This window comes from Mycobacterium xenopi, from assembly GCF_009936235.1.
GTDB classification, from domain to species: Bacteria; Actinomycetota; Actinomycetes; order Mycobacteriales; family Mycobacteriaceae; genus Mycobacterium; species Mycobacterium xenopi.
The window spans coordinates 388528-415201 of sequence record NZ_AP022314.1 but is presented as its reverse complement, the minus strand read 5'-3'; the positions used below and the strand labels follow the sequence as shown (position 1 = coordinate 415201).

Sequence of the window (26674 nt, the reverse complement as noted above, 5' to 3'; positions counted from 1 at the left end):
TCCGTCAAAACAAGACGAACTGCTCGTCGACCCGGGCGGGGTCGCTGAATTCCTCGATGACCGTGCCGCCGAGGACTTCGCGTACACGGTCGAGGAACACCGCATCGGAGAGCACCGGCACGCCAAGTTCGCGCGCCAGGTAGCCCTTGCCGTGTTCGGGGCGCGGATCGTTGCAGACCACCAGCGAAGTGTCCCGGTCCACCGCATCGCTGTAGGCCAGCCCGGCGTGCAGGATCCGCTCGACCAGTTCTTCGTGGGTGCGACTGCATTCGGCGGCCAACGCCACCCGCATGCCCTGGACCAGCGGCCGGCCCCGAACATACGGCCCCGGATTGAGGTAGGGGCAGGGCATCCGCGACGCCAGCATCTTCAGTGGTCGCAGCTCGTCGTGGGTGACCCGGCCGTTCGGCCAGCGGCGGCGGGTGACCGGACGCACGGGCAGCCACACATCGCGTTGACGGGCCCGCTCCAAAGCCGCGGGCAGCACCCGGCTCAGCACCAGCGCGTCGTCGAAAGCGTCGTGCGGCCGCTGCTGTGCCACGCCCCAGTGCGCGGCAAGCGTCTCCAGCCGCAGATTGTCCACCCCGAGGTCGAGCCGGCGAGCCAACTCGACCGTGCACATGACCGTGTCGACGGGAAGCTCGGCGTCGGCGAATTCGGCTTCGGCGGCAAGGAAGGCGTAGTCGAACGCCACGTTGTGGGCGACCAGCGTGCGGCCGTCGAGCAGTTTGACCACGTCGTCGACGATGTCCGCGAACTGCGGCTGGTCTTCAAGCATGGCGGCGGTCAGGCCGTGCACATGGGTGGGACCGGGATCTACTCCCGGGTTGAGCAGGCTGACCACCGACTGCTCCACGCGGCCGTCGGCGTCGAGTGCCAGCACAGCCAGGCTGATGATCCGCGCGGGCCCGGGTCTGAAACCCGAGGTTTCGACGTCGACGACGGCCCATCCTGCACCGGGCTCGGTGGCCGGTCGGCCCCAGATTGTCGCCATAAATGGAGGATGGCACGCTGAACCGACATCGCCGGGTCGCTGCGGGTCGTGTCGCCGTCTCGAGTCGATGACGGCGACCCGCTGCGCCCTAGACTCCCGAATGTGATCACCACCCGCGGCCGTCTCGCGCTCGCCGTCGGCGCGGGCGCCCGTTGGGCGTCGCGCGCGACCGGCCGCGGGGCGGCGCGATGATCGGCGGGCTGGTCGCGATGACCCTGGACCGCTCGATCCTGCGCCAGCTGGGCGCGGGCCGACGCACGGTCATCGTCACCGGCACCAACGGCAAGTCGACCACCACCCGGATGACCGCGGCAGCGTTGGGCACGCTTGGCGGCCGGGTGGCCACCAACACCGAGGGCGCCAACATGGACGCCGGGCTGATCGCCGCGCTGGCCGCTGACCGCGACGCCGAGCTGGCGGCCCTGGAAGTCGACGAAATGCACGTCCCGCACGTCGTGGATGCCGTCGACGCCGCGGTCGTCGTTCTGCTCAACCTGTCCCGCGACCAGCTGGACCGGGTCGGCGAGATCAACGTCATCGAACGCACGCTGCGCGTCGGCTTGGCCCGCCACCCGAAGACGGTGGTGGTCGCCAACTGCGACGACGTGCTGATGACCTCAGCGGCCTACGAGAACCCCAACGTGGTGTGGGTGGCCGCCGGCGGCGCCTGGGCCGCCGACTCGGTCAGCTGCCCGCGCAGCGGCGAGGTGATCGTGCGCGACAAGGCGCACTGGTATTCCACCGGCACCGACTTCAAACGGCCCAGCCCCCACTGGTGGTACGACGACGACACCCTGTATGGGCCCAACGGGCTGGCCATACCGATGCGGCTGAGCCTGCCCGGCGCGGTGAACCGGGGCAACGCCGCCCAAGCCGTCGCAGCCGCCGTCGCGTTGGGCGCCGATCCGACGGCCGCGGTGGCAGCGGTGTGCGGGGTCGACGAGGTCGCCGGGCGCTATCGCACCGTGCGCGTGGGCAACCACACCGTGCGGATGCTGCTGGCCAAAAACCCGGCCGGATGGCAGGAAGCCCTGTCGATGGTGGATAGGACGGCTGGCCTGGTCATCGCGGTCAACGGGCAGGTGCCCGACGGCGAGGACCTGTCCTGGCTGTGGGATGTGCGCTTCGAGCAGCTCGAAGGCGTCGCTGTGGTGGCAGCCGGTGAGCGGGCCACCGACTTGGCGGTACGGCTGGGGTATGCGGGGGTGGAGCACACGCTGGTCCACGACACCACCGCGGCCATCGCGTCTTGCCCGCCCGGACATGTCGAGGTGCTGGCCAACTACACCGCATTCCTGCAACTGCAGCGGAAGCTGGCCCGGCATGGCTGACTCGAGTGTGCGGATCGGGCTGGTGCTGCCCGACGTGATGGGCACCTATGGCGACGGCGGCAACGCGGTCGTGCTGCGGCAGCGGCTGCGGATGCGCGGCATCGACGCGGAGATCGTCGAGATCACGCTGGCCGACGCTGTGCCGGAGAGCTTGGACATCTACACGCTCGGCGGGGCGGAAGACTATGCGCAGCGGCTGGCGACCCGCCATCTGGTCAAACATCCGGGGCTGCAGCGCGCGGCGGCCCGGGGAGCGCCGGTGTTGGCGATCTGCGCGGCCATCCAGGTGCTCGGGCACTGGTATGAGACGTCGGCGGGTGAACGCGTCGACGGGGTGGGCCTGCTCGACGTGACCACCTCGCCGCAGGCCAAACGGACCATCGGCGAACTGGTCAGCGCGCCCTTGTTGGACGGGTTGACGGCGCCGTTGACCGGCTTTGAAAACCACCGCGGCGGCACAGTGCTCGGGGCCGCGGCCGCGCCGCTGGGCGCGGTGAAAAAGGGTGCGGGCAACCGCGCGGGCGACGGGTTCGACGGCGCGGTGCAGGGCAGCGTCGTCGCCACCTACATGCACGGGCCGTGCCTGGCCCGCAACCCCGAGCTCGCCGACCTGCTGCTCAGCCGGGTCGTCGGCGAGCTGGCGCCGCTGGACTTGCCCGAAGTGGAGTTGCTGCGCCGCGAGCGCCTCCGGGCCGCCCGAGCTTAAGGCCGCCAGCCTCTGGCGAGCAGCGCGCCGCGCACCCGCCGGATGACGTCTTCGCGGCTATCCTCGGCGATCACCCGAACGACGATCCACCCCATCGCCGCGAGTTTTCGCAGGCGTCGCTGGTCTTTGACGTAGTGGCGGCGGTCATGTCGATGGTGGTCGCCGTCGTACTCGACCGCCACCTTGTAGTTGGCCCAGCCCATGTCGACGAATGCCACCGGCCGGTAGCCGTCGAGCACGGGTATTTGGGTGGTCGGGGTGGGCAAGCCGGCGTCGATCAACAGCAGCCGCAGCCAGGTTTCCCTCGGCGACTCGGCGCCGCCGTCGACAACCGGCAGCACCGCACGCAACGTGCGCAAACCCCGTGCCCCCGGTGGCGCGTGGCCAGCAGCAGCACGTCCTCGACCGAGAACGGCGTCGCGTGCATGAGCGCGTCCAGCCGAGCCACTGCCCGCTGCCGCGGCAAATGGCGGCCCAGGTCGTATGCGGTGCGCGCGACGCTGGTGACGGGCAACCCGGCAACCCGGGCTACCTCATCGTCGCTGAGCGTCTCGTCGCGGGCGATCACCCCGGCCGGCGGGCGTGTGCAGTTCCAGACCACCTCGATCGGGATGTCGTCGTCGATCCACCTTGCGCCGTGCAGCGCGGAGGCCGCGACACCCGCGATGACAGCCCTGCGCCGCGACCACAGCCATGCGCCCTCGATCCGGTCACGAAGCGTCAGCTGATGACGTGACGGCACGTACACGTCGCGAAAGATCGCGTGGTGCCATCGGCGCAGCTCGTGCTCCGTAAGTTTGCCCTGCGCCAGGGCTTCGCTGCCCAGAAACACCGTGCGCATGACGACATGCTGGCAACGGCCACCGACACCGCACCGAGCCTGTAACTAGCGAGCAGAAGTGCGAGTAAACCGCTCGCTAGTTACAGGCTCGACGCAACGGCGAAGATCACGCCATGGCGCGCCGGCCGAGCAAAGCGCGGCCCAGGGTCAGCTCGTCGGCGAATTCCAGGTCGCCGCCCATCGGTAGGCCGGAGGCGATCCGTGTCACGGTGAGCCCGGGAATGTCGCGCAGAACCCGCATGAGGTAGGTGGCGGTGGCCTCGCCTTCGGTGTTCGGGTCGGTGGCGATGATCACCTCGGTGACCTCGACGCCGTCGACGCGTTCACCGACGCGATTCAGCAGCTCGCGGATCCGCAGCTGCTCGGGCCCGATGCCGGACAGCGGATCGAGCGCCCCGCCCAACACGTGGTAGCGGCCGCGGAATTCGCGGGTGCGCTCGACGGCCTGGACGTCCTTCGGCTCCTCGACAACGCACACCAAAGACGCGTCGCGGCGCGGGTCGGCGCAGATCCGGCAGCGCTCGTCGTCGGACACGTTGCCGCACACCGCGCAGAACCGTACGCCGTCGCGCACCTTGGTCAGCACCGCGGTCAGCCGGTCGATGTCGGCCGGCTCGACCGACAACAGGTAAAAGGCGATGCGCTGCGCGCTTTTGGGCCCGATGCCCGGCAGCTTGCCGAGCTCGTCGATCAGATCCTGGACTGGCCCCTCGAACAAGTCAGATCTCCGGTAAACCCAGCGCGCTGCCCATGCCCCCGGCCAGCGGCCCCAGCTTTTGCTGCGCCATCGTGGTGACCTGCTTGGAAGCATCGGCCAGCGCGCCGACGATCAGGTCTTGCAGGGTCTCGACGTCGTTGGGGTCGACGACCTTGGGGTCGATGGTCACCGCCACCACCTCGCCGCTGCCTTTCACCGTGACCTGCACCAGGCCGCCGCCGGCCTGACCGCGCACCTCGGAGTTGGCGAGCTGTTGCTGGGCTTCCATCAACTGTTGCTGCATCTGCTGCGCCTGGGCAAGCAACGCCGACATGTCGGGCTGGCCTCCAGGTTGCATGACAGTCCCCTTGCGTTCTGATCTCGACTTGGTTTCGCCTGCCGCTGCCGCGCGGTTCGAAACTTTCAGCCTAGACGGCCGCGAGCTACCGTGGCGCGGTGCGCATACGAGTTTGCCTGCGTGTCGGGCTCGCGATCGGCGCCGGCGTGCTCGTCGCCGTGTCGACGCCGACGGTCCCGACCGCGCCCGCGATCCCGGCCAACATCGCCGGCATGATCGTGTTCCTCGACCCGGGCCACAACGGCGCCAACGACGCGTCGATCAATCGTCAGGTCTCCAACGGCCGCGGCGGCACCAAGGATTGCCAGGCCAGCGGAACCTCGACCAACAGCGGCTACCAGGAGCACACGTTCACCTGGGACACCACGCTGCGGATCCGCGCCGCGCTCAATGCGCTGGGGGCGCGAACCGCGATGTCACGGGGAAACGACACCGAGGTGGGGCCCTGCGTCGACCAGCGCGCGGAGATGGCCAACGCCTTGCACCCCAACGCCATCGTCAGCATCCACGCCGACGGCGGTCCGCCCACCGGGCGCGGGTTCCACGTCAACTACTCGGCGCCACCCCTCAACCAGGTCCAGGCGGGCCCGTCGGTGCAGTTCGCCCGGATCATGCGCGACCAACTGCAGAACTCGGGCATTCCGCCGGCCAACTACATCGGCCACAACGGACTCTACGGCCGTGCGGACCTTGCCGGCCTGAACCTGGCACAGTATCCGGCGGTGCTCGTCGAGTTGGGCAACATGAAAAACCCGGCGGACTCGGCGCTGATGGAATCCCCGGAGGGCAGGCAAAAATACGCCGACGCCGTCGTCAAGGGCATCGCGGGCTTCCTCGCCAGCCAGCCCCAGGCTGGCTGAACGCCCCCGGCCCGAAACTTAAGGCGGTCATCTTGCTCGCGGCCAGTCGACGGGTCGGTTATTCTGTCCCGGCGTTTAAGTGGCCTCCAGTACAGGTTGTCAGTACGGGGGTAGGACTGTTCGAGTCATCTCGACTAGATGGTCTGGAGGACCGGTGAGCATCAATCCGTTCGACGACGAAAATGGCCGCTTCTTCGTCCTAGTCAACGACGAGGAGCAACACAGCCTGTGGCCAACCTTCGCCGAAGTTCCGGCCGGCTGGCGGGTGGTTTACGGCGAAGCCGACCGCGCCTCGTGCCTGGACTACATCGAAGCGAACTGGCCCGACATCCGGCCCAAGAGCTTGCGCGACAGGCTGGCCCAACAGCAGGCTTCGGAGAACTGAACGAACGTCGTGGGCCGAGGGTCTAGCTTTCCAGTTCCTTCTTCAGGTTGGCGAGCACCTCGGCCTGGATCTTCTTCAGGCCCAACGGGGCGAACGTCTTCTCGAAGACGCCCTTGAGCCCGCCCGCCCCGGTCCAGGTGGTCTTGACGGTGACGCTGGAGCCGGGTCCTGCCGGGGCGACCGTCCAGTTGGTGACCATCGACGAGTTGGCGTCTTTTTCGATAACGGCGTGACCGGCGACGTCGACGCTGGCTTGCACCTCGCGCACCCGGGACTTGGTGGCCTGTAGCTTCCACTTGGCAACCGTGCCTTGGCCTTGGCCGCCTTGCAGCACTTGGTAGTCGCGGTAGTGCGAGGACAGGATTTTCGGGCGGACGTTTTGGTAGTCGGCGACGGCGGCGAGGACCGCTTCCGGCTTGGCATTGATCAAAACGGTGCTGGCGGCGCTGATCTGTCCCATCAGACAAGACTCCTCTACTGTGGATGTGCTGGCATCGCGCGTCTACGCTGCGATGGCAGCTGTCGGGGACTAGGGTATATGTGGTGCCTGTTCCCGAAGCCGCACTGGAGGCTCACAGGGCGGGCGTCGAGCGGTTGTTGGCGAGCTATCGCTCCATACCCGCGACGGCGTCCGTCCGGCTCGCCAAGCCCACCTCGAATCTGTTTCGTGCGCGTGCCAAACGCGACGCTCCCGGCCTCGACACTTCCGGGCTGACCGACGTCATCTGGGTCGATCCCGATGCCCGTACCGCCGACGTGGCCGGCATGTGCACCTACGAAGACCTGGTGGCGGCCACCCTGCCGTACGGCCTGTCGCCGCTGGTGGTGCCGCAACTGAAGACCATCACGCTGGGCGGGGCGGTCACCGGATTGGGTATCGAGTCGGCCTCGTTCCGCAACGGCCTGCCGCACGAGTCGGTGCTGGAGATGGACATCCTCACCGGCGCCGGCGAATTGCTCACGGTGTCACCGCACCAACACGCCGATCTTTACCGAGCATTTCCCAATTCGTACGGGACGCTTGGCTATTCGACCAGGCTGCGCATCGAGTTGGAGGCCGTCAAGCCGTTCGTGGCACTGCGTCACGTTCGATTTCATTCGCTGGCCGACATGGTGGCGGCCATGGACCGCATCGTCGACACCGGCGGATTCGACGGTGTCCCAGTCGATTACCTCGACGGTGTGGTGTTCAGCGCCGACGAGAGCTACCTGTGCGTCGGCGTGCGGACCACCACCCCGGGCCCGGTCAGCGACTACACCGGACAGCAGATCTACTATCGCTCAATCCAGCACGACACCGGTATCAAGGAAGACCGGTTGACGATCCTCGACTACTTCTGGCGTTGGGACACCGATTGGTTCTGGTGCTCAAGGTCATTCGGCGCGCAGAATCCGCGGATCAGGCGTTTTTGGCCCCGGCGTTACCGGCGCAGCAGCGTGTACTGGAAGCTGGTGTCCCTCGACCAGCGGTTCGGCATCGCCGACCGGATGGAAAAGCGCAAGGGTCGTCCGCCGCGCGAACGGGTGGTGCAAGACGTCGAGGTCCCGATCGAGCGGACCGAGGAGTTCCTAACGTGGTTCCTCGATAACGTTCCGATCACGCCGATCTGGCTGTGCCCGTTGCGGTTACGCGACCAGGACGGCTGGCCGCTGTATCCGATCCGGCCGGGCCGCACCTATGTCAACGTCGGCTTCTGGTCGTCGGTGCCGGCGGGCGCGACCGAGGGTGCCACGAACCGGTTGATCGAGGCCAAGGTCGGCGAGCTCGACGGACACAAGTCGCTGTACTCCGACTCCTACTACACCCGTGAGGAATTCGACGAACTCTACGGCGGCGAAACCTATAAGACGGTAAAGAAGACCTACGACCCGGATTCGCGTCTTCTCGACCTCTATGCGAAGGCGGTGCAGCGACGATGACGACAACCAAAGAACATGCCCCGACTGCCGGCAAGATGAGCCTGGCTCAGATCCTGGCGATTCTCACCGAGGGCGGGCAGCAGCCGCTGAAGTTCAGCGCCTACGACGGCAGCACCGCAGGGCCCGACGACGCCGTACTGGGCCTGGATTTGTTGACCCCCAGGGGCACTACGTATCTGGCCACCGCACCCGGCGAGCTCGGGCTGGCCCGCGCCTACGTCTCGGGTGATCTGGAACCGCGTGGCGTGCATCCCGGTGACCCGTACGAGTTGCTCAAAGCGTTGGCGGAAAGACTCGACTTCAAACGGCCCTCGCCGCTGCTGCTGGCCAACATCGTGCGTTCCATCGGAGTCGAGCGCCTGGTGCCCGTCGCACCACCGCCCCAGGAGGCGCTGCCCCGCTGGCGTCGGATCGCCGAGGGCTTGCGGCACAGCAAAACCCGCGACGCCGAAGCCATCCATCACCACTACGACGTCTCCAACACCTTCTACGAATGGGTGCTCGGGCCGTCGATGACGTACACCTGCGCGGTGTACCCGCACCCGGACGCGACCCTGGAGGAAGCGCAGGAAAACAAGTACCGGCTGATCTTCGACAAGCTGCGCCTGCAACCCGGTGACCGCCTGCTCGACGTCGGCTGCGGCTGGGGAGGCATGGTCCGCTATGCTGCCCGTCGCGGGGTGCGCGCCATCGGCGCCACGCTGTCGGCCGAGCAGGCCAAGTGGGCGCAGCAAAAGATCGCGGAAGAGGGCCTTGACGACCTGGCCGAGGTGCGCCACTCCGACTACCGTGATGTCCCCGAGATCGGCTTCGACGCGGTCTCCTCGATTGGGCTGACCGAGCACATCGGCGTCAAGAACTACCCGTCGTATTTCCGCTTCCTCAAACAAAAGCTGCGCACCGGCGGCTTGCTGCTCAACCACTGCATCACCCGGCCCTCCAACCGGTCCACGTTCCGAGCAGGTGGGTTCACCGACCGCTATGTATTCCCCGACGGTGAACTGACCGGATCCGGCCGCATCATCACCGAGATCCAAGAGGTCGGCTTCGAGGTGCTGCACAACGAGAATTTCCGCAATCACTACGCGCTGACGCTGCGCGACTGGTGCCGCAACCTCGTGGAGCACTGGGACGACGCGGTCGCCGAAGTCGGCCTGCCCACCGCAAAGATCTGGGGCCTGTACATGGCTGCTTCACGAGTCGGCTTCGAGCAGAACAAGATTCAGCTACACCACGTGCTGGCGGTCAAGCCCGACAAGCATGGCCACGACGGCGGCCTGCCGCTGCGGCCCTGGTGGCAGCCCTAAAATTTCACCCGTTGTCGATGCGCCGGGCGCCCAGTTCGTTCTGCAGCAGTTCGAGTGCGGCCTCTTCCGGATCGCGGCGTTCCGACGGACCCTCGCGGCCGGCCTCGGCCATCATGCTGTCCTCTTCGGCCCGCTGAGCCGGATCCACCCCCGCAACAGCCGCGTCAGCCGGTGCCGGCGCGCCGGTCTCGCAGCGCACCCGCCACTCGACGCCCAGGGCGTCTTTGAGCGCCTCGGCGATGACGTCGGCGTTGCGCTGCTCGCAAAGTCGTTTGGCCAGCGGTGCCGATTCGTGGCTCAACACCAACGTGTTGCCCTCGACCGCCCGCACGGTGGCCCCGGCCAGCATCACCTCGGTGGTGCGGCTGCGTTGCCGCACCTTGTCGCGCACCGTCGGCCACATGGTCCGTACCGCAGCGGCCCCGGGCTCGCTCGGGCTGGCCGGTGCCGTTGGCTGCACCGGCGCTGGTGGCTTGCGCGCCGGCTCGCTCGCCTTGTTCGCCAGCCCAGACCGCTTCGCCGCGTCGTCGGCCGGAACCGACAGCTTCAGCCGGTTCTCGATGCGCTCGAGGCGTTGCAGCAACGCCGATTCGGTATCGCTGGCTGACGGCAACAGCATCCGCGCACAGATCACTTCCAGCAGCAGCCGCGGTGCCGTCGCTCCGCGCATCTCCCCCAGCCCGGCCTGCACCACCTCGGCGTACCGGGTCAGTGTGGCCGTCCCGATCCGGGCCGCTTGATCACGCATCCGGTCCAGCACGTCTTCCGGCGCGTCCACCACGCCGCGGGCGGCGGCATCGGGAACCGATTGCAGCACAATGAGATCCCGGAACCGCTCCAACAGGTCGGTGGTGAACCGGCGCGGATCGTGGCCGGCGTCGATCACCGATTCGACCGCGCCGAACAGCGCCGCGGCGTCGTCGGCGGCCAGCGCATCGACGGCCTCGTCGATCAGGGCGATGTCGGTCGCACCGAGCAATCCCAACGCCCGCTGGTAGGTGACCCGATCGCCCTCGGCGCCGGCCAGCAACTGGTCGAGCACCGACAAGGTGTCCCGGGGCGAACCGCCGCCGGCCCGGATCAGCAGCGGGTAGACCGCGTCGTCGATCGTCACACTCTCCTGCTGACAGATGCGCTCGAGCAAAGCCCGCATGGTGCGCGGCGGCAGCAGCCGGAACGGATAGTGATGGGTACGCGATCGGATGGTCGGCAGCACCTTTTCCGGCTCGGTGGTGGCGAAGACGAAGATGAGGTGTTCGGGCGGCTCCTCGACGATCTTGAGCAGCGCGTTGAACCCCGCGGTGGTCACCATGTGAGCTTCGTCGACGATGAAGACGCGGTAGCGTGACTGGGCCGGTGCGTAGAAAGCCCGGTCTCGCAGCTCGCGGGTGTCGTCGACGCCGCCGTGGCTGGCGGCGTCGAGCTCGACCACGTCGATGCTGCCCGGACCATTGGGTGCCAGCGCGACGCAGGACTCGCACACCCCGCAGGGGCTCGATGTGGGTCCCTGAGCGCAGTTCAACGAGCGGGCCAGGATCCGCGCACACGAGGTCTTGCCGCAGCCGCGCGGCCCCGAGAATAGGTAGGCGTGGTGAATCCGGCCCGCGCCAAGGGCGGCGGACAGCGGCTCGGTGACATGCTCCTGCCCCACCACTTCGGCAAACGTTGCCGGTCGGTACTTGCGGTAGAGGGCCACGGTCAGCAGGCTACCGACGCGCTCCGACGCCGGCGCGGGCCAGCAGGGACTCGGTGGCAGCCAGCAGCGCGCACGTGGCCAACCCGTCGATCGCATCGCGCAGGTCTGCCATCGGCGGGAACGTCGGCGCGATCCGAATGTTCTTGTCGTCGGGGTCTTTTCGGTACGGGAACGACGCGCCGGCCTCGGTGACGGCGATGCCGGCGTCCTTGGCCAGCGCCACCGTGCGACGCGCCGTGCCGGGGAGCACGTCGAGGCTGATGAAATACCCGCCTTTGGGCTCGGTCCAAGACGCGATCTGGGAATCACGCAGCCGTTTGTCGAGAATTTCCAGGGCCAACGCGAACTTCGGCGCCAGGATCTGCTGGTGCCGCAGCATCTGCAGGCGCACCCCGTCGGCGTCGCCGAAAAAGCGCAAATGGCGCAGCTGGTTGACCTTGTCCGGGCCGATCGACTTCTTGCCCGCATACTGCAAATACCAGGCGATATTGCCCAGCGAGCCGCCGAAGAAGCTGACGCCGGCACCGGCGAAAGTGATCTTGGAAGTGGACGCGAAGACATAGGGCCGGTTGGGGTTGCCGGCTGTCGCGGCCAGTCCCAGCACGTCGATCTGTCGGACAAAGTCCAGCGTCAACGTGTGCAGCGCGTAAGCGTTATCCCAGAACAACCGGAAATCGTTTGCCGCCGTGCGCATCTGGACTAGGCGGCGTGCAGTCTCCCACGAGTAGGTGACCCCGGTGGGGTTGGAGAACACCGGCACCGCCCACATGCCCTTGATGGTGGGGTCGACGGCGACGAGCTCCTCGATCAGGTCGACGTCGGGCCCGTCGTCGCGCATCGGGATCGAGATCATCTCGATGCCCAGGCTCTCGTTGATCGCGAAGTGCCGGTCGTAGCCGGGGACCGGACAGAGGAACTTGACCGTCGGTTCGTCTTTCCAGGGTCGCGGCGAATCCACGCCGCCGTGCAACATCGAGAAAACGATGACGTCGTGCATCATCTCGAGGCTGGAGTTGTTGCCAGCGATCAGATTCGGCACCGGGATGCCAAGCAGCTCACCGAAAATCGCGCGCAGCCCCGGCAGACCGTGCTGTCCGCCGTAGTTGCGGGTGTCGGTGCCGTCCTCGTCGCAGTAGTCTTCGCCGGGCAGGCTCAGCAGCGCATTGGACAGGTCGAGCTGCTCGCTCGATGGTTTGCCACGCGTGAGATCTAGGGCCAGCTTCTTGGACTGCAGGCCCGCATACTGCTGCTGGTGACGGGCGTGCAGGGCCGCCAGCTCGTCACGCCTGAGGGAATGCAGCGACACCATACGCCTTTCACCGTCGCACGCCGTGGAGCAAGTGGGATCGATACCCGGTCGGACCGCGGCCGCCACCGACCTGGGGGACCCCGCGCACCCGCCAGAGCCCGTTGACCCTTGCTGCCTTCCGGCCCTGGGGGAGTTCACAGGATAGACGCCGCGCGGGGTCCACCGCGAGTCTAGTACCGTTGCCGGGGCAGCTGGCGCCAGCCAGCTACCATGACCGAGGAGGATTCGCCTAGTGGCCTATGGCGCTCGCCTGGAACGCGGGTTGGGTTAACAGCCCTCGCGGGTTCAAATCCCGCATCCTCCGCGCGCGGTCCAAGGTGCGGCCAGGCGAGATGGTCAGCGTTTGGCCGCCCTTGGACCGAGTTCACATCGATGAGGCTTGAGGAGGGCTATGGGGCGCAAGGTCGCTATCGTGTGGCACGCGCTGTCGTGGATCGCCGCCGGCGCCCTCTACTTCTTCTTCGCGATACCCCGCTGGTATGAGCTCATGGGCGAATTGCCGCACGCGCTCGGGACGGCGGGACGCATCGGTTGTGGTGGGCTGATCGGGCTGGGCGCGCTTCCGGTGGTGTTTACGCTGTTGCGGACCCGCAAGCCCGAATACGGCACCCCGCAGCTGGCGCTGTCGTTGCGCGTCTGGTCGATCGGGGCGCAGGTGCTGGCCGGGGTGCTTGTCGTCGGCGCGGCGATCAGCGAAATCTGGTTGAGCCTGGACACCGGCGGGCAGTGGTTGTTCGGGATCTACGGGGCCGCGGCCGCAATCGCGTTGCTGGGCATTTTCTCCTTCTACCTGTCGTTTGTCGCTGAGCTGCCGCCACCGCCGCCCAAGCCGCGCAAGGCCAAGCAACCCAGGCGCCGCCTTCGTCGCAAGAAACGCCGCATAGCCGACACGGAAGCCGAAGGTGCCGAGCCCGGCGAGGCCGAGGCTGCACCCGAGGAACCCGAAGCCGAGGCAGCCGAAGCAGAAACCGCCGAGGCCGCCGAGGAGCCCGGGCCGCCAGCCGACAAGCCCGAGCCCGCGCAGGAGGAACTGCCCAGCGCCGAGGACACCGTCGCAACCGGGGCACCGCCAGCCGGATTGCGCAATCGCCGCCCGACCGGCAAGTCGTCGCTGCGGCGGCGTCGGCGCTCCCGCGGCGGCGTCGCGGTCGAAGACAAGTAGGCCGGCTCCGCATCGTCACCGGCGGGCAATATGCTGAGCGGGTGCCCAACAGCTATCGGATCGTCCAATGGACGACAGGAAATGTCGGTAAGAGCTCGGTACAGGCCCTCGCGGCCAACCCCGCATTCGACCTCGTCGGCTGTTACGCCTACTCACCCGACAAGGTGGGCCGCGACGTCGGAGAACTGTGCGGCATCGATCCGCTGGGCGTTGCCGCCACCAATGATGTCGACGCGCTGCTGGCGCTGAAGCCGGACTGCGTCGTCTACAACCCGATGTGGATCGACGTCGACGAGCTGGTCCGTATCCTGTCGGCGGGCGTCAACGTCGTCGCGACGGCCTCGTTCATCACCGGACACAACTTGGGCGTGGGCCGCGACCGCATCGCCGAAGCCTGCCGCAAAGGCGGCTCGACGATCTTCGGCTCCGGGGTGAGCCCCGGATTCGCCGAACTGCTGGCCATCGTGTCGGCCATGGTGTGCGACCGGGTGGACAAGGTCACCGTCAACGAAGCCGCCGACACCACGTTCTACGACTCGCCCGCGACCGAACTGCCGGTGGGCTTCGGCAAACCGATCGACCACCCCGAGCTGCCGGCGATGACGGCCCACGGCACGGCGGTGTCCGGCGAGGCGGTGCGGCTGGTCGGTGACGCGCTCGGGGTCGAGCTCGACGAGGTGCGCTGCCAGGCGGAGTACGCGCACACCACCGCGGATCTCGACCTCGGCTCCTGGACCATCGCGGCCGGCTGCGTCGCCGGCGTCTACGCGAGCTGGCAGGGAGTCGTCGGCGGCAAAACCCTCGTCGAGCTCAATGTGCGGTGGCGCAAGGGCCAGACCCTCGAGCCGGATTGGAAGATCGACCAGGACGGGTGGGTGATCCAAATCGACGGACGGCCAACGGTGAAGACCACCGTCGGGTTTTTGCCGCCCCCGGATTTCCAGGCCGAGACCATCGCCGACTTCATGACGCTCGGCCACATCATGACGGCAATGCCTACCATCGACGCGATTCCGGCTGTCGTCGCGGCCGCGCCGGGCATCGTCACCTACAACGACCTGCCGTTGACGCTGCCGCGTGGCGTGGCCTCGGCGGGCTGAGCGGTCGGTCGAGGCGGATGGCGAGCGTCGGTGCTCAGCTTTGGACCGGTGGAATGTTTTGCAGCTTGGGTGCCAGGTCGGGGCAGTAGAAGCTGATCGCGGTGCCGAGGAACTGATACGTCTGCACCGGGGTGGTGCCCCGCGGCAAGTTGTGTGACAGGAACCGGGCGGATGCGGCAGCGTCCGGGTCGACGCCGTCACCGAGTCGCCGACAAGCGATTTTGGCCAGGTACGGGTTGTAGTCGTGGGGGCCGTAGATGCCGTAGGTCTGAAGCTGGTTGTCGAAGTCGGTGTCCGGGTCGGCGTGCGCTGGTGCGGCCAGAGCAGTCGCAACGGCGATCGCGGTGACCGTAAACCTCGTTACCTTCATGGCTGGATCGTACCTTTCCGTTCCACCGGCGGGTCCATCTCGGCTGGATAGGCCGGGATGGCCATACTCGTAGCCCGGCGCAGCAGTCAGACTTTAGCGTCGCTAATCTATGGCGCACGTACGTTAGGCCAACTAATCTATGGCAATACGGTAAGGAGGACGGTCGACATGGCAGGGACCGGGTCCGCGGTGAGGAAACCACGGGCCGGCAGGGCTTCTGAGGTCGTATCTCAGTGGCAACCGCACCAACGCCACACCTGAGCAGACCCGCTGACGTACCGGACGAACTGGTGTACGCCGGTGGCGGCAGCGTGTCGCCGATCGTCTGCGTGTGCCGACGCCGCGAAGCGCGCGCGGCCGCAGGCTATCGATGGTCACGACGAGAGGGGTGAGCTTTCGATGTACAGAGTTATCAAACGCGTCTGGATGCCGTTGCTCATCGCCGTCGTCGTCGCGGTCGGCGGGTTCACGGTGTACCGGGTTCATGGCTACTTCGGCGCTCACGGCAGCGCCGGCGGCTCGTCGGTCAAGTACGAAGACACTAAGCCGTTCAACCCGAAGGTGGTGGTCTACGAAATCTTCGGCCAGGGCGGCGCCATGGCCGACATCAATTACCTGGATCTCAACGCCACCCCCCGGCGTGTGGACGGGGCACCGCTGCCGTGGTCGCTGACGTTGTCGACCACTGATCCCGCGGTGAGCCCGAACATCGTCGCCCAAGGCAACGGCGACACGATCGGCTGCCGCATCACAGTCGACGGTGTGGTCAAAGACGAAAGGATCTCCAACGGCGTGAACGCCCAGACCTTCTGCTTGGTGAAATCCGCATGAGCGCCCACTCGGCCGACGCGCCCACCGATGCCTTGCGGGTAGCCGGTGAGCCGATACACGAGCGGTTGCCGCGCTGGATCCGCCGGCTGGCGGTGCCGATTGTGCTCGCGTGGGTTGCGGTCACCGTGATCTTGAACCTGGTTGTGCCCCAACTGGACGTCGTGGGCCAGATGCGCACGGTGTCGCAGAGCCCCAAGGACGCGCCGTCGATGATCGCGATGAAGCGCGTCGGTCAGGTCTTCCACGAGTTCAAATCCGACAGCTCGGCGATGATCGTGTTGGAGGGCGATCGACCGCTCGGCGACGCAGCCCACCACTACTACGACGGGCTTGTGGCCAAGATCAGGGCGGACACCAAACACGTCGAGAACGTCCAGGACTTCTGGAGCGACCCGCTGACCGCGGCGGGCTCGCAGAGCCCCGACGGCAGGGCCGCCTACGTTCAGGTGTATCTCGCCGGTAATCAGGGTGAGAGCCTGGCCAACGAGTCGGTCGAGGCGATCCAAAGCATCATCAAGAACAACCCGCCACCGCCCGGAATCCACGTCTACGCCACCGGAGCCGCACCGCTGCTTGCCGACCAGCACATCGCCGGTGACCGCAGCCTGAAGCTGATCACCAGCCTCACCTTCCTGGTGATCATCGTCATGCTGCTGTTCGTCTACCGGTCGATCGTCACGGTGCTGATCGTGATGGCAATGGTGTTCCTGGAGTTGGCGGTGGCCCGCGGCGTGGTGGCATTCCTGGGCTACTACAACATCATTGGACTCTCCACATTCGCGGTAAACCTGCTGGTGATGCTGGCCATCGCCGCGGCGACCGACTACGCCATCTTCTTGATCGGCCGCTACCAGGAAGCCCGCACCCTCGGCGAGGATCGCGAGTCCGCGTTCTACACGATGTATCGCGGGACGGGCCACGTGATCCTGGGCTCCGGCCTAACGATCGCCGGCGCGACCTTCTGCCTGCGCTTTACCCGGCTGCCCTATTTCCAGACCCTCGGGGTTCCGCTTGCTATCGGCATGCTCGTCGTGGTCTTCGCCGCGCTGACGCTCGGAGCGGCGGCCGTCGTGGTGGCCAGTCATTTCGGGCTGCTCGAGCCGCGGCGAGCGATGCGGATACGCGGGTGGCGAAAGATCGGCGCAGCGGTCGTGCGCTGGCCGGCTCCCGTCCTGGCCGCGACGGTGGCCATCGCCCTGGTCGGCCTGATCACGCTGCCCAGCTACCGCCCCGGCTACGACAACCGCAATTACATGCCGGCCGACATCCCGGCGAATGTGGGATACGCCGCCGCGGACCGCCACTTTGCCCAGGCCCGGATGAATCCGGAATTGCTGCTGATCGAAACCGATCACGACATGCGAAACCCGGCCGACTTTCTGGTGATCAACCGGGTGGCCAAGGCCGTCTTCCAGGTGCCAGGCATCGCGCGGGTACAGGCCATCACCCGGCCCCAGGGGACGCCGATCAATCACACGACGATTCCGTTCATGATCAGCATGCAGGGCACCACCCAGCAGCTGAACATGAAATACATGTTGGACCGCATGAACGACATGCTGGTGCAGGCCGACGAAATGCAAAAGACCATCAACAACATGGAAAAGATGCTTGACATCACCAGGCAGATGGCGGATACCACACACAGCATGGTCGGCAAGATGCACGGAATGGTGGCCGATATTCAGGAGTTGCGGGACCAGATCGCGAACTTCGACGATTTCTGGCGACCGATTCGTAGCTACTTCTATTGGGAGAAGCACTGTTTCGACATTCCTATCTGCTGGTCGCTACGGTCGATCTTCGACGCACTCGACGGCGTTGACACCATGACCGATGACATCACGAATTTGATGCCGGACATGGACCGGCTGGACACGTTGATCCCGCAGATGCTCACGATCATGCCGCCGATGATCGAGACCATGAAGACGATGAAGACCATGATGCTGACGATGCAGCAAACCATGGGCGGCCTGCAGCATCAGATGCAGGCGATGATGGACAACCAGTCGGCGATGGGCCATGCCTTCGACGACGCCAAGAACGACGACTCCTTCTATCTGCCGCCGGAAGCCTTTGACAACCCCGATTTCAAACGCGGCGTAAAGATGTTCTTGTCGCCGGACGGCCATGCGGTCCGGATGATCATCTTCCACGAAGGCGATCCCATGTCGCCGGAGGGCATTTCGCACGTCGATCCGATAAAGCGCGCCGTGCACGAGGCCATCAAGGCCACGCCATTGGAGGGCTCCAACGTGTACCTCGGTGGTACCGCTGCTATCTACAAAGACATGTCCACCGGGGCGGCGTGGGACTTGATCATCGCCGGAATCGCCTCGCTGTGTTTGATTTTCATCGTCATGCTGGTCATCACCCGAAGCATCATCGCCGCCGCCGTCATCGTCGGCACCGTGCTGTTGTCGCTGGGCAGCGCGTTCGGATTGTCCGTGCTGATCTGGCAGCACATCGTCGGACTGGATGTGCACTGGATGGTGTTGGCGATGTCGGTGATCATCTTGTTGGCGGTCGGCTCGGACTACAACCTGCTACTGGTGGCACGGTTCAAAGAGGAGATCCACGCCGGGCTGAAGACCGGCATCATCCGCGCAATGGGCGGCAGCGGCTCCGTCGTCACGTCGGCGGGCCTGGTGTTCGCGTTCACCATGATGGCCATGGTGGTCAGCGACCTGCGGGTCATCGGACAAGTCGGCACCACTATCGGCCTGGGTCTGCTGTTCGACACCTTGGTGGTGCGCTCGTTCATGACGCCGTCCATCGCCGCGCTGCTCGGCCGCTGGTTCTGGTGGCCGCAACGCGTGCGGACCCGGCCCGCCCGGCACCGGGCCGCGTCGGCCGCGCCCGTCCGCCGGGAGTTAGTCGAAGCACGATCGTAGCCAACAGACAGCTGGCTACGCCAGTGCCTTATCCGCGAATTTTTCTGAACGACAACGTGTTACGCGGCGATGCGGCTCACCAGTCCCACACCGACATGTCGTTCGGTGGGTATTCAGCGCAGTGATCGGTTTCTTTGGCGACGACGCCTTTGTTGTTGAAGAAGATCTTGAAGTTGTTGACCCATTGGATCGTCATCGGGTCGCGCACACCCGGCTCATACAAGTGGTCCGAATATTGCCTGCGCTCCGCGGGTGTCAATGAGAAAAACCAGTGCGCCTTGTCTTGGACTGCCTGCTGAAAATTTTGGTGGAAGTGGTAGTCGTTCATGTACCGCTCGTAGTACACCGGCGCGTAGTCTCTGGCGGCGGCCAGGAGTTGCTCGGCGGTGCATGTGGTATTGATGATCCGCCGCGGTATCGGGTAGTCGTCTGTGGAGTCCGCGGCGGCGCGGCCGGGGAGGGCCGTCGCGGCGATGCCGAGGGCGAGCATTGCTGCCGCACCGGCGCACAGGACTGGTTTCCGATGATTGCGACGCATGTGGCCTACTATAACGCCCCTGTAACGACCTTTGCGCTGCCTCGGGCATATTCGTCAGGTGCCCACCGGGCCTGCCAACCAGGCCCGGCAGACGCCGGAAGTGTGTCAGCATGCACAGATGAGTGCACGGACCGCCGCGTGCATGCTTGCGTCCGCCGCGATGACGGCCTGCACCGTGCTGAACACCTCAGCCGGCGCTGTCGCAGACCCGTGCCCCGACAGTGAGGTGGTGTTCGCTCGCGGTACCAACGAGCCCCCCGGCGTCGGGGCGGTGGGACAGGCGTTCGTCGACTCGCTGAGGGCCCAAGCCCCGCGGCGGTCGATCGGCGTTTACGCGGTCAATTACCCTGCGAGCGACTCCTTTGTCAGTAGCTCAATTGCCGGTGCCGGTGATGCGCGTGCTCATGTCGAAAGCATGGCTGCGAACTGCCCCAGCACTCGAATGGTGCTGGGCGGTTACTCGCAGGGTGCGGGTGTGATCGATTTGGCCACCGAGTCGATGCCGCCGCAAGTGGCTGACCACGTCGCCGCGGTGGCGCTGTTCGGCAATCCGGAAAGCAACTTCGCGCGGATGTTGGGTGGCGGCCGGCTGCCGACGATCAGCCCGCTTTACCGTCCCAAGACCATCGACATGTGCGTGCCGGACGACCCGATCTGCTCCGAAGGCAGGAACGGCGCCGCACACGTCGCCTACATCCAGTCGGGCATGACAAACCAGGCCGCGTCGTTCGCGGCCAGCCGGCTGTAGTGGTGGTTCGACCCTGTTACCACCACGGGCCAGCCGATCACCGGCGATATGTCAGCATGCAGAGATGACCATGCACGACATCGCTCGCATGCTCGGTATTGCTGGTGGGACGCTGTGGGCGCTTGTCAGCGCGCCGGGCCTTACCGCGTCGGCTCATGCCGATCAATGCCCTGACACCGAGGTGGTGTTCGCCCGTGGCACCGGTGAGCCTCCCGGTGTGGGCGGGGTCGGCCAGGCGTTCGTCGACGCGCTTCAGTCACACCTTGCCGGGCGATCGATGCAGGTCTACGCGGTCGACTACCCGGCAACCGACGATTACGTCAACAGCGCGTTGGCCGGCGCAAGCGACGCTGGCGCACACCTCCAAAACATCGTGGCGACCTGCCCCAAGACCAAAGTGGTGCTCGGCGGATATTCGCAAGGCGCTGGTGTGATGGACCTGGTCAGCAACCAGATGCCGGCCCAGCTAGCCAACCATGTCGCGGCGGTCGCCCTCTTCGGCAACCCGTCGAGCAGCTACGCAAAGTCGTTGACGGACAACCGGATTCCAGCCATCAGCGGGCTGTATCGCGCCAAAACCATCGACTTGTGCCTGCCCGACGACATCATCTGTGCCGATGGCGGCAACATGGTCCCTCACCTGCTGTATGTGCAGAATGGCATGCCGGATCAAGCCGCGGCATATGTTGCGAGCCGACTTCAGTAGCCGTCGGCGTAGCTGCCAGGAAGCTACCGCAGCGTTCTGGCGCGCCGACCTGTTACTGCCTGATAGATCGCGATCAGGATGACGGCGACAACCACGCCAATGATGAACGGAATCCAGGCGATTCCGCCGTTGGCATTTTGGTACCCGAACGCGCCGGCCACAGCCGAGCCGATGAGGCCACCGACCGCGCCGAGCAAAACCGTCATGATCATGCCGATGTTCTGCTTGCCTGGCATGACCAGACGCGCCACTACACCGATGATCGCGCCCACGATGACGGCAAGGATTATTGATCCGATCATTGCTGCTCCTGTCATAGCGGCGCCCGGTCGGCGCCCCTTGCGGCTAGAGGATTCCCGCAATTGACCGGGTTGTAACGTCGAAGAATCCAGTGCCGGGGTTCACGCCCGCCGGTCGTCATCGGTGCTGTGAGGGGGCGGCTTGTTCAGCCACCTCCGAAGCCACATCAGTCGATCGATGACGATACCGAGCGCCACGAGCGTCAACGTCACCACAATCGCGGTGGTCACATAGTCCATGGTGACAGCGGATTGGCGTGCGCGCCGCAACGCTTCGGACGCGCTGCCGTGAGGCCCACAAGCTACCTAAGCCTGAATCCGTGGATGGGTGATTTCGTGTTGCCGTCGACGCGGTTGTTTTGGGATGCGGCCGAGTGTGGCGCGGTGGGGCGTGGGTGATCCGCTGGCCTGTACCAGCTTTCCTTTGGGTTCCTTGGGTCGGGCCTGGGATGGCGGGGCGGACAGGGCTTGGAAGGTGGGGTCAGGCGGCGCGGGGTTGCGCGATCGGGTAACCGATGACGTTGTGCCACAGGGCCTTCCATCTGGCTCGCCAATGCCAGTGGGCGGGTAGGTGCAGCATTGGTTTGCGGGCCGGGGCGGCGAAGCGGGCCGGGATGTTGATCAGGTCGCGGCGCAGGGTAGCCCCGCGGGCCACGGCATGGTGGCCACCGGCGAGGGTGCCGACGGCGCGCAGCAGGTTATGGGCGATCACCGCGCAGGCCAGCCAGGCGCAGTTGGCCGCGAACAGCCCCGACGGGATGTGTGCCAGTGGGCCGTCGATTAAATCGGCGAAGGTGGTTTCGATGATGGCGTGGCGTCGGTGGGTGATATCGGCCTGGTCGACCGGCAGCGCGGAGTTGGTGACAAACGGGTGATAGCGCCACACCGGAAACAACGCATCCAGGTGGCGGGCGTCTTTGACCCGGCGCACTACCAGCCGCACGGTCAGTGTTCGGCCGCGGGCCAGGCGCAGGGTGTAGGGGGTTTCGGCGACCTGGGCATCGGAGATCAACGCCCCGGTGTCGGGGTCTTCGACCGCGCCCGGGTAGTGCACCGGGGTCCAGGCGGCCTCGTCGATGGCGGCGATCGCGGCGTTGATGCGCTTGTTGCGGCTGATCGACAGGGAGAATTCGGCGCCTCGCTGAATGCAGGTGGTGATCACTTTCTTGGTGCCAAACATTGAGTCGCCGCGCACCAGGATCGGCGCGTCGGGGTTGATCGCTTTCGCGGTGGTGATCGCCTGCTTGAGCTGGTATGCGGCACCGCGCCCGGAGGCGGCTTTGCCGCTCCGTAGCTGCGCCTCGGCGATCACCGGCGCGGCGGTCGCCGTGGAGATGGTGGTGATCTGTGGGGACAGGCCCAGCCGCAGCAGCGCGCGGCTGGCGATCTTGGCATGACCGAAGGAGGCGCCCTGCTTGGCGTGGCCGTAGACCGGGCGCAGCAGCGAGTCGATGTCCAAAAACATCCGCTCGTCGGCGCCAGCCAGCAGCGGGGTGCGCGCCGCCAGTGCGATCAGATGCTCGCGGGCCACTGCGGCGAGTTGTTTGGTATGCCCGAAGGTGAACTCGCGCAAAAAGATCCCCAACGTCGATGGGGCATATACCTCGTTGAACACCCGGGGTGTGCCGCCGGCGCGCAGCACATTGGCATCATCGATGCTGTCCGCGCCGCACATCATCCCGGCGACGATCGAGGTCAGCTTGCCAGCCGGGTTGACCGCGCCGGACTTCACCCGAGTCGACGGCAGATCCACGCGCTCGTTGATCAATTCCGAAAGACCGGTCTGCTCAGCCAGTTCCAGCACTGGCACCAACCCGGCCGCCGACAGCAGATTCTGCTCGTCAAACACCGCCGATCCGGTGGTGAACGTATACGATGAGTGCATCGAAAGTGCCTTCCCGGACTATGGACAAATGCGGCCTCAGCACTCGTATTGTCCCAGTTCAGAAGGCATTTTCGCTGTTCACACGCCGATCAAATCACCGGAACCATCCACGGATTTAGGCTAAGGTTTAGCGACTAGGGTGGAATCTCTTCGCTGCGGTGGCCGCTGTCCGGCTCGGTGGATTAGTCATCCCATCACCCACTCGAATCCCGGTAGCCCTCGGTCGTGTCCCTGCCACTGTGTAAAAAGATTCGGACGTAGGTTTCCTCGAAGACCGATCAAAGTCTGAGGAAGGAGCCTACGTGGCCGTCGACCAATCACGCGCCACCCGCGGTGACCTGAGCTGGTCGAGGGGAACCGCCTGCGAACCCGGCTACGAGGCATCACTTCGCGGCAACATGCTGCCCACCTCGCTCCTGGCCAGCGAGTCGTGGGCGGATCTGCTGCGTGATGCCAAATGGCGCGACATGCGCACGCCGGTGCTGGCAGTCGAGACCAGCACCCTGGGCTTTTGGGTTGCGCTGCGCGAAGCGTTTCTGCAGGCTAAAGAGCAGCGGTGTTGGTCTTATAAGGCTCCTCACGTTGTTGCCATGCTGCCGAAGTAAGCGGACCCTGACACGAAGAAAGCGTTTCGCGGAGAACGGGAACGTCAAGCGGTGAGGGCACCCTGGGGCCTGCTACGGCGCCAAATTCGACAACGGCAAATCCGTTGCACGCCCCGACGAACCAACCGCCGACGAGGCCCGGAAGAAGGCCGCCTGAGAAGGATCTCGATCCAGAGGCTTTGACAATTGGTCTAAACTCTCCGTGTGGAATCATTGCAGGTCACCAACGGACTGCAGGTCAGCGATGTGGGTCTTCGCGCAGAGGCCGGCCGCTGTGAGTCCCTGGCCCGCAGGCTGGCGAGCAATAGCGCACCGAGTGCTATGGCATCGTCCTGGCTGACGAGCGCAGCGGCGGTCAACGCTGCCAACGGGCGGGTCGCTGCGGCTGCCATCCGCTGTGCGTTTCGCATGGAGGCGACTGCCGCTAAGCTCGCGGCGGCGGCTAGTGGTTACTCAGCGAACGAAGTTAGGTCGGCTGCTGAATTGGGAGCGTTAGGCAAACAGACGGTGTGCTAGATGCCGGCGACCGCCCCACTGCCGAGTCTGTCGCAGGTTGAGGGTATGGATACCTCGTATCTGCGTGAGGCAGAAGCATATTGGACACGCACCGCCAATCTCTGGGACCAGGTCTTCACGGCGGTCCACGACCTGATATCGACGCCTGGAGTGTCATTTGCCACGAGGATGGGACCACCGGTTGGCCAGCAACTAGGGACCACCTGTTTGGCTCACTGGCGATGATCGGCGGTCGTTCGGCCTGGTGTCAACTGAGGGCTTTTGGCGGCGCCGGTAGGACTGTCCTTCGATGATGAGTTCATGCGCTGTTGAGGTGACCCTGTCGACAGCGGATTGGGCCAGCAGGGGTCGGTCATGACGGCCAGCCATTCGTCAGGGCTGCGGTTGGAGGTCAGCACGGTGGAGCCTCGCTGGTGGCGGGCCACGACAAGCTCGTAGAAGTCGGCGGTCGCGGTAGCGTCCATCGGCTGCAGGGCGAAGTCGTCGATGATCAGCAGCCGGACTTGAGCCAGGCGGCGCATCTCGGCTTCGGTGCTGTTGTCGAGTCGGGATGCTTTGAGCCGCTTGAACATTGCATCAGCACGCAACATCAGGGTGGGGATGCGTCGCCGCACGGCGATGTGTCCGAGTGTGGTGGCCAGATGCGTTTTGCCTACCCCGACCGGTCCCAGCAGCAGAGCGCCGTGGGGGCCGTCGAGAAACCGCAGGCTGGTCAAGTCGGTCCACAGGGTGCGGTCGTAGCTGACGGCGGCCGAATCGTCCCAGGAATCCAGGCGCATGGTCGCATCCAGGCCGGCCTCGCGGGCGCGGCGGGCGGCTGAGCTGTTGTCGCGGCGGGTGGCCTCATCGGCGAGGATCAGCTCCAAAAAAGCCGCGTGTGACAGGTGCCGCTGGTGAGCCAAGGTGAGCCGCTCGGGCAGGGTGTCGAGCATCCGCCCAAGTTTGAGTTGGCGCATCACTCGCTTGAGGTCAGTCGAGATCGGGTCGGTGACAACAGGTTTGGTCGCCATGCCGATCACAGCCCCTGGGTTGCGTTGCGACCGGTGGGGGTGGCGCCGCCGTCGATGACGCTCATCCAGTCGGGCCGCTGCCTGCCTTGGCTGCGGTATTCACCCGGGTCGCGGGCAAACCGGGCCGGAGCCAGCCCGGTGGCGCCCGCGGCGCCTCGGCTGGGGTGTTCTCGGTGGCCTTGTGCAGCATCGCGGCGATCTTGGACACCGAGACCACATCGAGCTCCAATGCCCGCCCGCAGGCGGTGTTCACCGGGGCCGCGCCGTAGCGTTTGACCAGCCCCAACAACCGGTACACCTGGCGCATGCGTGTCCACGGCAGCTGGTGATCGAGCAGACGTTCGGCGTAGATGCCGATATCAGCCCCGTGGCCGGCCGCGGTGGCGATCAGCCGGGTCAGGTCCCGCATCGCGTAGCCGGTCTTGTCAGCGGGCAGATCAGCCGGGTCGGTGCAACGTCCGCCGGCGGGCTGGCGGGGATGAGTCTTGACCAGCTTTCCGCCGTGGAACGCCTTGACCAACTCGCCGTCGGCGCGCACCGAAACGGTCTGCCCGCGAAGGTGTTCGGGGATTGAATACAATGCCCGATCGACTTGAATGTGGTAGTCGCGGTGCACCTTGGCTTCAGCGTAGATCGGCACCTGGTAGACCGCTGCTGGGGCGGGCAGCAGCAGTGCGGCCTCGCGCTCGGCGAACACCACCGCCGGGCGTTGACAGGTGGTGCCGTGGATGCGCTGGCGGCCTTGCCGGCACACCACACCTGGGCTCGGGCCTGAGCGTCGGCGAGGTCGGCGAAGTCTTCGCCGGCGAAGAAGTTGCCCCGCACGTACTGGACCATACGTTCCACCCGCGGCTTGTCCTGGGGGTGACGAACCCGGGCCGGATCGGTGAAGAATCCACGGACCTGCGAGTACTCCGTCCAACCCACACTGAACTGCGGATCGGTCGAATCTGCCTTGGGCACAATCGGTGTCATGTTATCAGGGATCAACACCTTGAAGACACCGCCAAAGAACTGCCAGGCCGCCTCGCAGCCGGCGACAATCGCCTCCAGCGTCTGGTTAAACGTCAGCCACACGAACATGTGCCTCGAATACACCGCGGTGAAGATCAGCGCGTGCACCACTCGGTTGCGCCCCGATTCGGCATCAAAGATCTTGCCCATCCGGCCGAAGTCGATCTGGCACTCCACGCCGGGCTCACCATCGACCACCGGCACCGTGCCAGCGCTGCGACGGCCCCGGTACTCGGTGCACTGCGTGCAGTACCGGTGCAACGTCCGCTGGGGCACCGCCGTGCCGCGCCGCTCCAACAGGTCACAGATCTTGACCACCGTCAGGCCCTCTTCCACCCACTTGACGATCTGATCGTGATTGGCGCGCAACACTTCCCACACTTGGCCGTGGCCATCCGGCCGGTCCGGCCGCACCGCCTCGATCACCGCGCCGATCAGCTCATCGGTGAGCTGATCAAGAGCACCACCGCGGTCCAACCCGGCCAGCGCCGCCGCATTCGTATAGCTGCGTGCGGTCTTACGATCCACCCCGGCCAACGCAGCCACCCGGCGCAAGCCGGCCCCCGACATCCACACCCGCAACAACTCA

The 26674-nt window shown here is 65.9% G+C and carries 24 protein-coding genes, 1 tRNA gene, 1 other RNA gene and 5 pseudogenes; 15 read left to right on the top strand and 16 right to left on the bottom strand.

Going from position 1 to position 26674, the window contains the following annotated elements; all coding sequences use genetic code 11:
- Nucleotides 1-4: 4 nt before the first annotated feature.
- Nucleotides 5-994, bottom strand: coding sequence for a DEDDh family exonuclease (locus tag MYXE_RS01640; RefSeq protein ID WP_085196030.1), 990 nt, complete (start codon nucleotides 992-994; stop codon nucleotides 5-7).
- 102 nt (nucleotides 995-1096) lie between these two features.
- On the opposite strand from MYXE_RS01640, the pseudogene MYXE_RS01635 reads away from it, so the two are divergent.
- Both MYXE_RS01635 and MYXE_RS01630 read left to right on the top strand, forming a co-directional pair.
- A pseudogene (locus MYXE_RS01635) lies at nucleotides 1097-2325 on the top strand (MurT ligase domain-containing protein).
- On the top strand, nucleotides 2318-3031 hold the full coding sequence (locus MYXE_RS01630; RefSeq protein WP_003921566.1) for a type 1 glutamine amidotransferase: 714 nt from the start codon (nucleotides 2318-2320) through the stop codon (nucleotides 3029-3031). Before MYXE_RS01635 ends, MYXE_RS01630 begins: the two are co-directional and overlap by 8 nt.
- Here the strand turns inward: MYXE_RS01630 and MYXE_RS01625 are convergent.
- The 3 genes and pseudogenes from MYXE_RS01625 to MYXE_RS01615 form a co-directional block, all read right to left on the bottom strand.
- Nucleotides 3028-3872: pseudogene (locus MYXE_RS01625) on the bottom strand (endonuclease domain-containing protein). The gene MYXE_RS01630 and the pseudogene MYXE_RS01625 overlap by 4 nt on opposite strands.
- A gap of 106 nt (nucleotides 3873-3978) precedes the next feature.
- Nucleotides 3979-4590, bottom strand: a complete 612-nt coding sequence (gene recR, locus MYXE_RS01620) for a recombination mediator RecR (protein ID WP_085196036.1) — start codon at nucleotides 4588-4590, stop codon at nucleotides 3979-3981.
- 1 nt (nucleotide 4591) lies between these two features.
- Nucleotides 4592-4927 (bottom strand): YbaB/EbfC family nucleoid-associated protein, encoded by a 336-nt coding sequence (locus tag MYXE_RS01615; RefSeq protein ID WP_085196038.1) that lies wholly within the window; start codon nucleotides 4925-4927, stop codon nucleotides 4592-4594.
- A gap of 98 nt (nucleotides 4928-5025) precedes the next feature.
- On the opposite strand from MYXE_RS01615, the gene MYXE_RS01610 reads away from it, so the two are divergent.
- Nucleotides 5026-5787, top strand: a complete 762-nt coding sequence (locus MYXE_RS01610) for an Rv3717 family N-acetylmuramoyl-L-alanine amidase (protein WP_085196040.1) — start codon at nucleotides 5026-5028, stop codon at nucleotides 5785-5787.
- A gap of 154 nt (nucleotides 5788-5941) precedes the next feature.
- Nucleotides 5942-6172, top strand: coding sequence for an MbtH family protein (locus tag MYXE_RS01605; protein ID WP_003921561.1), 231 nt, complete (start codon nucleotides 5942-5944; stop codon nucleotides 6170-6172).
- A 22-nt stretch (nucleotides 6173-6194) separates the two neighbouring features.
- Here MYXE_RS01605 and MYXE_RS01600 read toward each other — a convergent pair whose 3' ends face one another.
- Nucleotides 6195-6632, bottom strand: coding sequence for an SRPBCC family protein (locus MYXE_RS01600; RefSeq protein ID WP_003921560.1), 438 nt, complete (start codon nucleotides 6630-6632; stop codon nucleotides 6195-6197).
- Nucleotides 6633-6712: 80 nt separating this feature from the next.
- Between MYXE_RS01600 and MYXE_RS01595 the strand changes: the two genes are divergently transcribed.
- Both MYXE_RS01595 and MYXE_RS01590 read left to right on the top strand, forming a co-directional pair.
- Complete coding sequence (locus tag MYXE_RS01595; protein WP_178031417.1) at nucleotides 6713-8092, top strand: FAD-binding oxidoreductase; 1380 nt, start codon at nucleotides 6713-6715, stop codon at nucleotides 8090-8092.
- Nucleotides 8089-9399 (top strand): class I SAM-dependent methyltransferase, encoded by a 1311-nt coding sequence (locus MYXE_RS01590; RefSeq protein WP_085196044.1) that lies wholly within the window; start codon nucleotides 8089-8091, stop codon nucleotides 9397-9399. Before MYXE_RS01595 ends, MYXE_RS01590 begins: the two co-directional genes overlap by 4 nt.
- Before the next feature lie 4 nt (nucleotides 9400-9403).
- On the opposite strand, the gene MYXE_RS01585 is transcribed toward MYXE_RS01590, so the two are convergent.
- The 3 genes from MYXE_RS01585 to ffs form a co-directional block, all read right to left on the bottom strand.
- Nucleotides 9404-11095, bottom strand: a complete 1692-nt coding sequence (locus MYXE_RS01585) for a DNA polymerase III subunits gamma/tau (protein WP_085196060.1) — start codon at nucleotides 11093-11095, stop codon at nucleotides 9404-9406.
- Nucleotides 11096-11105: 10 nt separating this feature from the next.
- Nucleotides 11106-12404: an aminotransferase class I/II-fold pyridoxal phosphate-dependent enzyme gene (locus MYXE_RS01580; protein ID WP_085196046.1), complete on the bottom strand. Its 1299-nt coding sequence runs from the start codon at nucleotides 12402-12404 to the stop codon at nucleotides 11106-11108.
- Nucleotides 12405-12472: 68 nt separating this feature from the next.
- An RNA gene (gene ffs / locus MYXE_RS01575) (signal recognition particle sRNA small type) lies at nucleotides 12473-12569 on the bottom strand.
- Nucleotides 12570-12622: 53 nt separating this feature from the next.
- Here ffs and MYXE_RS01570 point away from each other — a divergent pair.
- From MYXE_RS01570 to MYXE_RS01560, 3 genes are all read left to right on the top strand, one after another.
- Nucleotides 12623-12708: transfer RNA gene (locus MYXE_RS01570), tRNA-Ser, on the top strand.
- Between the two features lie 87 nt (nucleotides 12709-12795).
- A complete protein-coding gene (locus tag MYXE_RS01565) occupies nucleotides 12796-13566 on the top strand; it encodes a hypothetical protein (RefSeq protein WP_085196048.1) in 771 nt (256 codons plus the stop codon).
- A 41-nt stretch (nucleotides 13567-13607) separates the two neighbouring features.
- Nucleotides 13608-14666, top strand: a complete 1059-nt coding sequence (locus tag MYXE_RS01560) for an NAD(P)H-dependent amine dehydrogenase family protein (RefSeq protein ID WP_085196050.1) — start codon at nucleotides 13608-13610, stop codon at nucleotides 14664-14666.
- 34 nt (nucleotides 14667-14700) lie between these two features.
- Here the strand turns inward: MYXE_RS01560 and MYXE_RS01555 are convergent, their stop codons facing one another.
- Nucleotides 14701-15036, bottom strand: a complete 336-nt coding sequence (locus MYXE_RS01555; RefSeq protein WP_085196052.1) for a DUF732 domain-containing protein — start codon at nucleotides 15034-15036, stop codon at nucleotides 14701-14703.
- Between the two features lie 399 nt (nucleotides 15037-15435).
- Here MYXE_RS01555 and MYXE_RS01550 point away from each other — a divergent pair, with 399 nt between their 5' ends.
- On the top strand, nucleotides 15436-15867 hold the full coding sequence (locus MYXE_RS01550) for an MmpS family transport accessory protein (RefSeq protein WP_003921552.1): 432 nt from the start codon (nucleotides 15436-15438) through the stop codon (nucleotides 15865-15867).
- Nucleotides 15864-18764 (top strand): MMPL/RND family transporter, encoded by a 2901-nt coding sequence (locus tag MYXE_RS01545; protein WP_085196054.1) that lies wholly within the window; start codon nucleotides 15864-15866, stop codon nucleotides 18762-18764. Before MYXE_RS01550 ends, MYXE_RS01545 begins: the two co-directional genes overlap by 4 nt.
- A 76-nt stretch (nucleotides 18765-18840) precedes the next feature.
- Here MYXE_RS01545 and MYXE_RS01540 read toward each other — a convergent pair whose 3' ends face one another.
- Nucleotides 18841-19302, bottom strand: a complete 462-nt coding sequence (locus MYXE_RS01540) for a DUF5078 domain-containing protein (protein WP_039890578.1) — start codon at nucleotides 19300-19302, stop codon at nucleotides 18841-18843.
- Nucleotides 19303-19444: 142 nt separating this feature from the next.
- Between MYXE_RS01540 and MYXE_RS01535 the strand changes: the two genes are divergently transcribed.
- Together MYXE_RS01535 and MYXE_RS01530 are read left to right on the top strand one after the other, a co-directional pair.
- Nucleotides 19445-20050 (top strand): cutinase family protein, encoded by a 606-nt coding sequence (locus MYXE_RS01535; RefSeq protein ID WP_003921549.1) that lies wholly within the window; start codon nucleotides 19445-19447, stop codon nucleotides 20048-20050.
- A gap of 64 nt (nucleotides 20051-20114) precedes the next feature.
- On the top strand, nucleotides 20115-20756 hold the full coding sequence (locus MYXE_RS01530) for a cutinase family protein (RefSeq protein ID WP_003921548.1): 642 nt from the start codon (nucleotides 20115-20117) through the stop codon (nucleotides 20754-20756).
- A 23-nt stretch (nucleotides 20757-20779) separates the two neighbouring features.
- Here MYXE_RS01530 and MYXE_RS01525 read toward each other — a convergent pair whose 3' ends face one another.
- From MYXE_RS01525 to MYXE_RS01520, 3 genes are all read right to left on the bottom strand, one after another.
- Nucleotides 20780-21058, bottom strand: coding sequence for a GlsB/YeaQ/YmgE family stress response membrane protein (locus tag MYXE_RS01525; RefSeq protein ID WP_003921547.1), 279 nt, complete (start codon nucleotides 21056-21058; stop codon nucleotides 20780-20782).
- Nucleotides 21059-21157: 99 nt separating this feature from the next.
- Nucleotides 21158-21295 (bottom strand): hypothetical protein, encoded by a 138-nt coding sequence (locus tag MYXE_RS23735; RefSeq protein WP_169714206.1) that lies wholly within the window; start codon nucleotides 21293-21295, stop codon nucleotides 21158-21160.
- 241 nt (nucleotides 21296-21536) lie between these two features.
- On the bottom strand, nucleotides 21537-22940 hold the full coding sequence (locus tag MYXE_RS01520) for an IS1380 family transposase (RefSeq protein WP_085193969.1): 1404 nt from the start codon (nucleotides 22938-22940) through the stop codon (nucleotides 21537-21539).
- Nucleotides 22941-23359: 419 nt separating this feature from the next.
- Here MYXE_RS01520 and MYXE_RS25425 point away from each other — a divergent pair.
- Nucleotides 23360-23542, top strand: a pseudogene (locus MYXE_RS25425) (IS256 family transposase); the annotation flags it as partial.
- A 711-nt stretch (nucleotides 23543-24253) separates the two neighbouring features.
- On the opposite strand, the pseudogene istB reads toward MYXE_RS25425, so the two are convergent.
- The 3 genes and pseudogenes from istB to MYXE_RS25190 all read right to left on the bottom strand — a co-directional run.
- A pseudogene (gene istB, locus MYXE_RS01510) lies at nucleotides 24254-25071 on the bottom strand (IS21-like element helper ATPase IstB).
- Between the two features lie 61 nt (nucleotides 25072-25132).
- Nucleotides 25133-25480 (bottom strand): transposase, encoded by a 348-nt coding sequence (locus MYXE_RS25045; RefSeq protein WP_332102210.1) that lies wholly within the window; start codon nucleotides 25478-25480, stop codon nucleotides 25133-25135.
- 114 nt (nucleotides 25481-25594) lie between these two features.
- Nucleotides 25595-25687 (bottom strand): annotated as a pseudogene (locus tag MYXE_RS25190) (Mu transposase domain-containing protein); the annotation flags it as partial.
- A 357-nt stretch (nucleotides 25688-26044) separates the two neighbouring features.
- On the opposite strand from MYXE_RS25190, the gene MYXE_RS25185 reads away from it, so the two are divergent.
- Nucleotides 26045-26437 (top strand): hypothetical protein, encoded by a 393-nt coding sequence (locus MYXE_RS25185; protein WP_415624453.1) that lies wholly within the window; start codon nucleotides 26045-26047, stop codon nucleotides 26435-26437.
- Nucleotides 26438-26674: the final 237 nt, after the last annotated feature.

Coding starts and splice junctions, on each gene's coding strand:
- MYXE_RS01640 (WP_085196030.1), bottom strand. CDS start 994: ATGGCGACAATCTGGGGCCGACCGGCCACCGAGCCCGGTGCAGGATGG.
- MYXE_RS01630 (WP_003921566.1), top strand. CDS start 2,318: ATGGCTGACTCGAGTGTGCGGATCGGGCTGGTGCTGCCCGACGTGATG.
- MYXE_RS01615 (WP_085196038.1), bottom strand. CDS start 4,927: ATGCAACCTGGAGGCCAGCCCGACATGTCGGCGTTGCTTGCCCAGGCG.
- MYXE_RS01600 (WP_003921560.1), bottom strand. CDS start 6,632: ATGGGACAGATCAGCGCCGCCAGCACCGTTTTGATCAATGCCAAGCCG.
- MYXE_RS01590 (WP_085196044.1), top strand. CDS start 8,089: ATGACGACAACCAAAGAACATGCCCCGACTGCCGGCAAGATGAGCCTG.
- MYXE_RS01580 (WP_085196046.1), bottom strand. CDS start 12,404: ATGGTGTCGCTGCATTCCCTCAGGCGTGACGAGCTGGCGGCCCTGCAC.
- MYXE_RS01565 (WP_085196048.1), top strand. CDS start 12,796: ATGGGGCGCAAGGTCGCTATCGTGTGGCACGCGCTGTCGTGGATCGCC.
- MYXE_RS01555 (WP_085196052.1), bottom strand. CDS start 15,036: ATGAAGGTAACGAGGTTTACGGTCACCGCGATCGCCGTTGCGACTGCT.
- MYXE_RS01550 (WP_003921552.1), top strand. CDS start 15,436: ATGTACAGAGTTATCAAACGCGTCTGGATGCCGTTGCTCATCGCCGTC.
- MYXE_RS01545 (WP_085196054.1), top strand. CDS start 15,864: ATGAGCGCCCACTCGGCCGACGCGCCCACCGATGCCTTGCGGGTAGCC.
- MYXE_RS01540 (WP_039890578.1), bottom strand. CDS start 19,302: ATGCGTCGCAATCATCGGAAACCAGTCCTGTGCGCCGGTGCGGCAGCA.
- MYXE_RS01535 (WP_003921549.1), top strand. CDS start 19,445: ATGCTTGCGTCCGCCGCGATGACGGCCTGCACCGTGCTGAACACCTCA.
- MYXE_RS01530 (WP_003921548.1), top strand. CDS start 20,115: ATGACCATGCACGACATCGCTCGCATGCTCGGTATTGCTGGTGGGACG.
- MYXE_RS01525 (WP_003921547.1), bottom strand. CDS start 21,058: ATGATCGGATCAATAATCCTTGCCGTCATCGTGGGCGCGATCATCGGT.
- MYXE_RS23735 (WP_169714206.1), bottom strand. CDS start 21,295: ATGGACTATGTGACCACCGCGATTGTGGTGACGTTGACGCTCGTGGCG.
- MYXE_RS01520 (WP_085193969.1), bottom strand. CDS start 22,940: ATGCACTCATCGTATACGTTCACCACCGGATCGGCGGTGTTTGACGAG.
- MYXE_RS25045 (WP_332102210.1), bottom strand. CDS start 25,480: ATGCGGGACCTGACCCGGCTGATCGCCACCGCGGCCGGCCACGGGGCT.
- MYXE_RS25185 (WP_415624453.1), top strand. CDS start 26,045: ATGTTATCAGGGATCAACACCTTGAAGACACCGCCAAAGAACTGCCAG.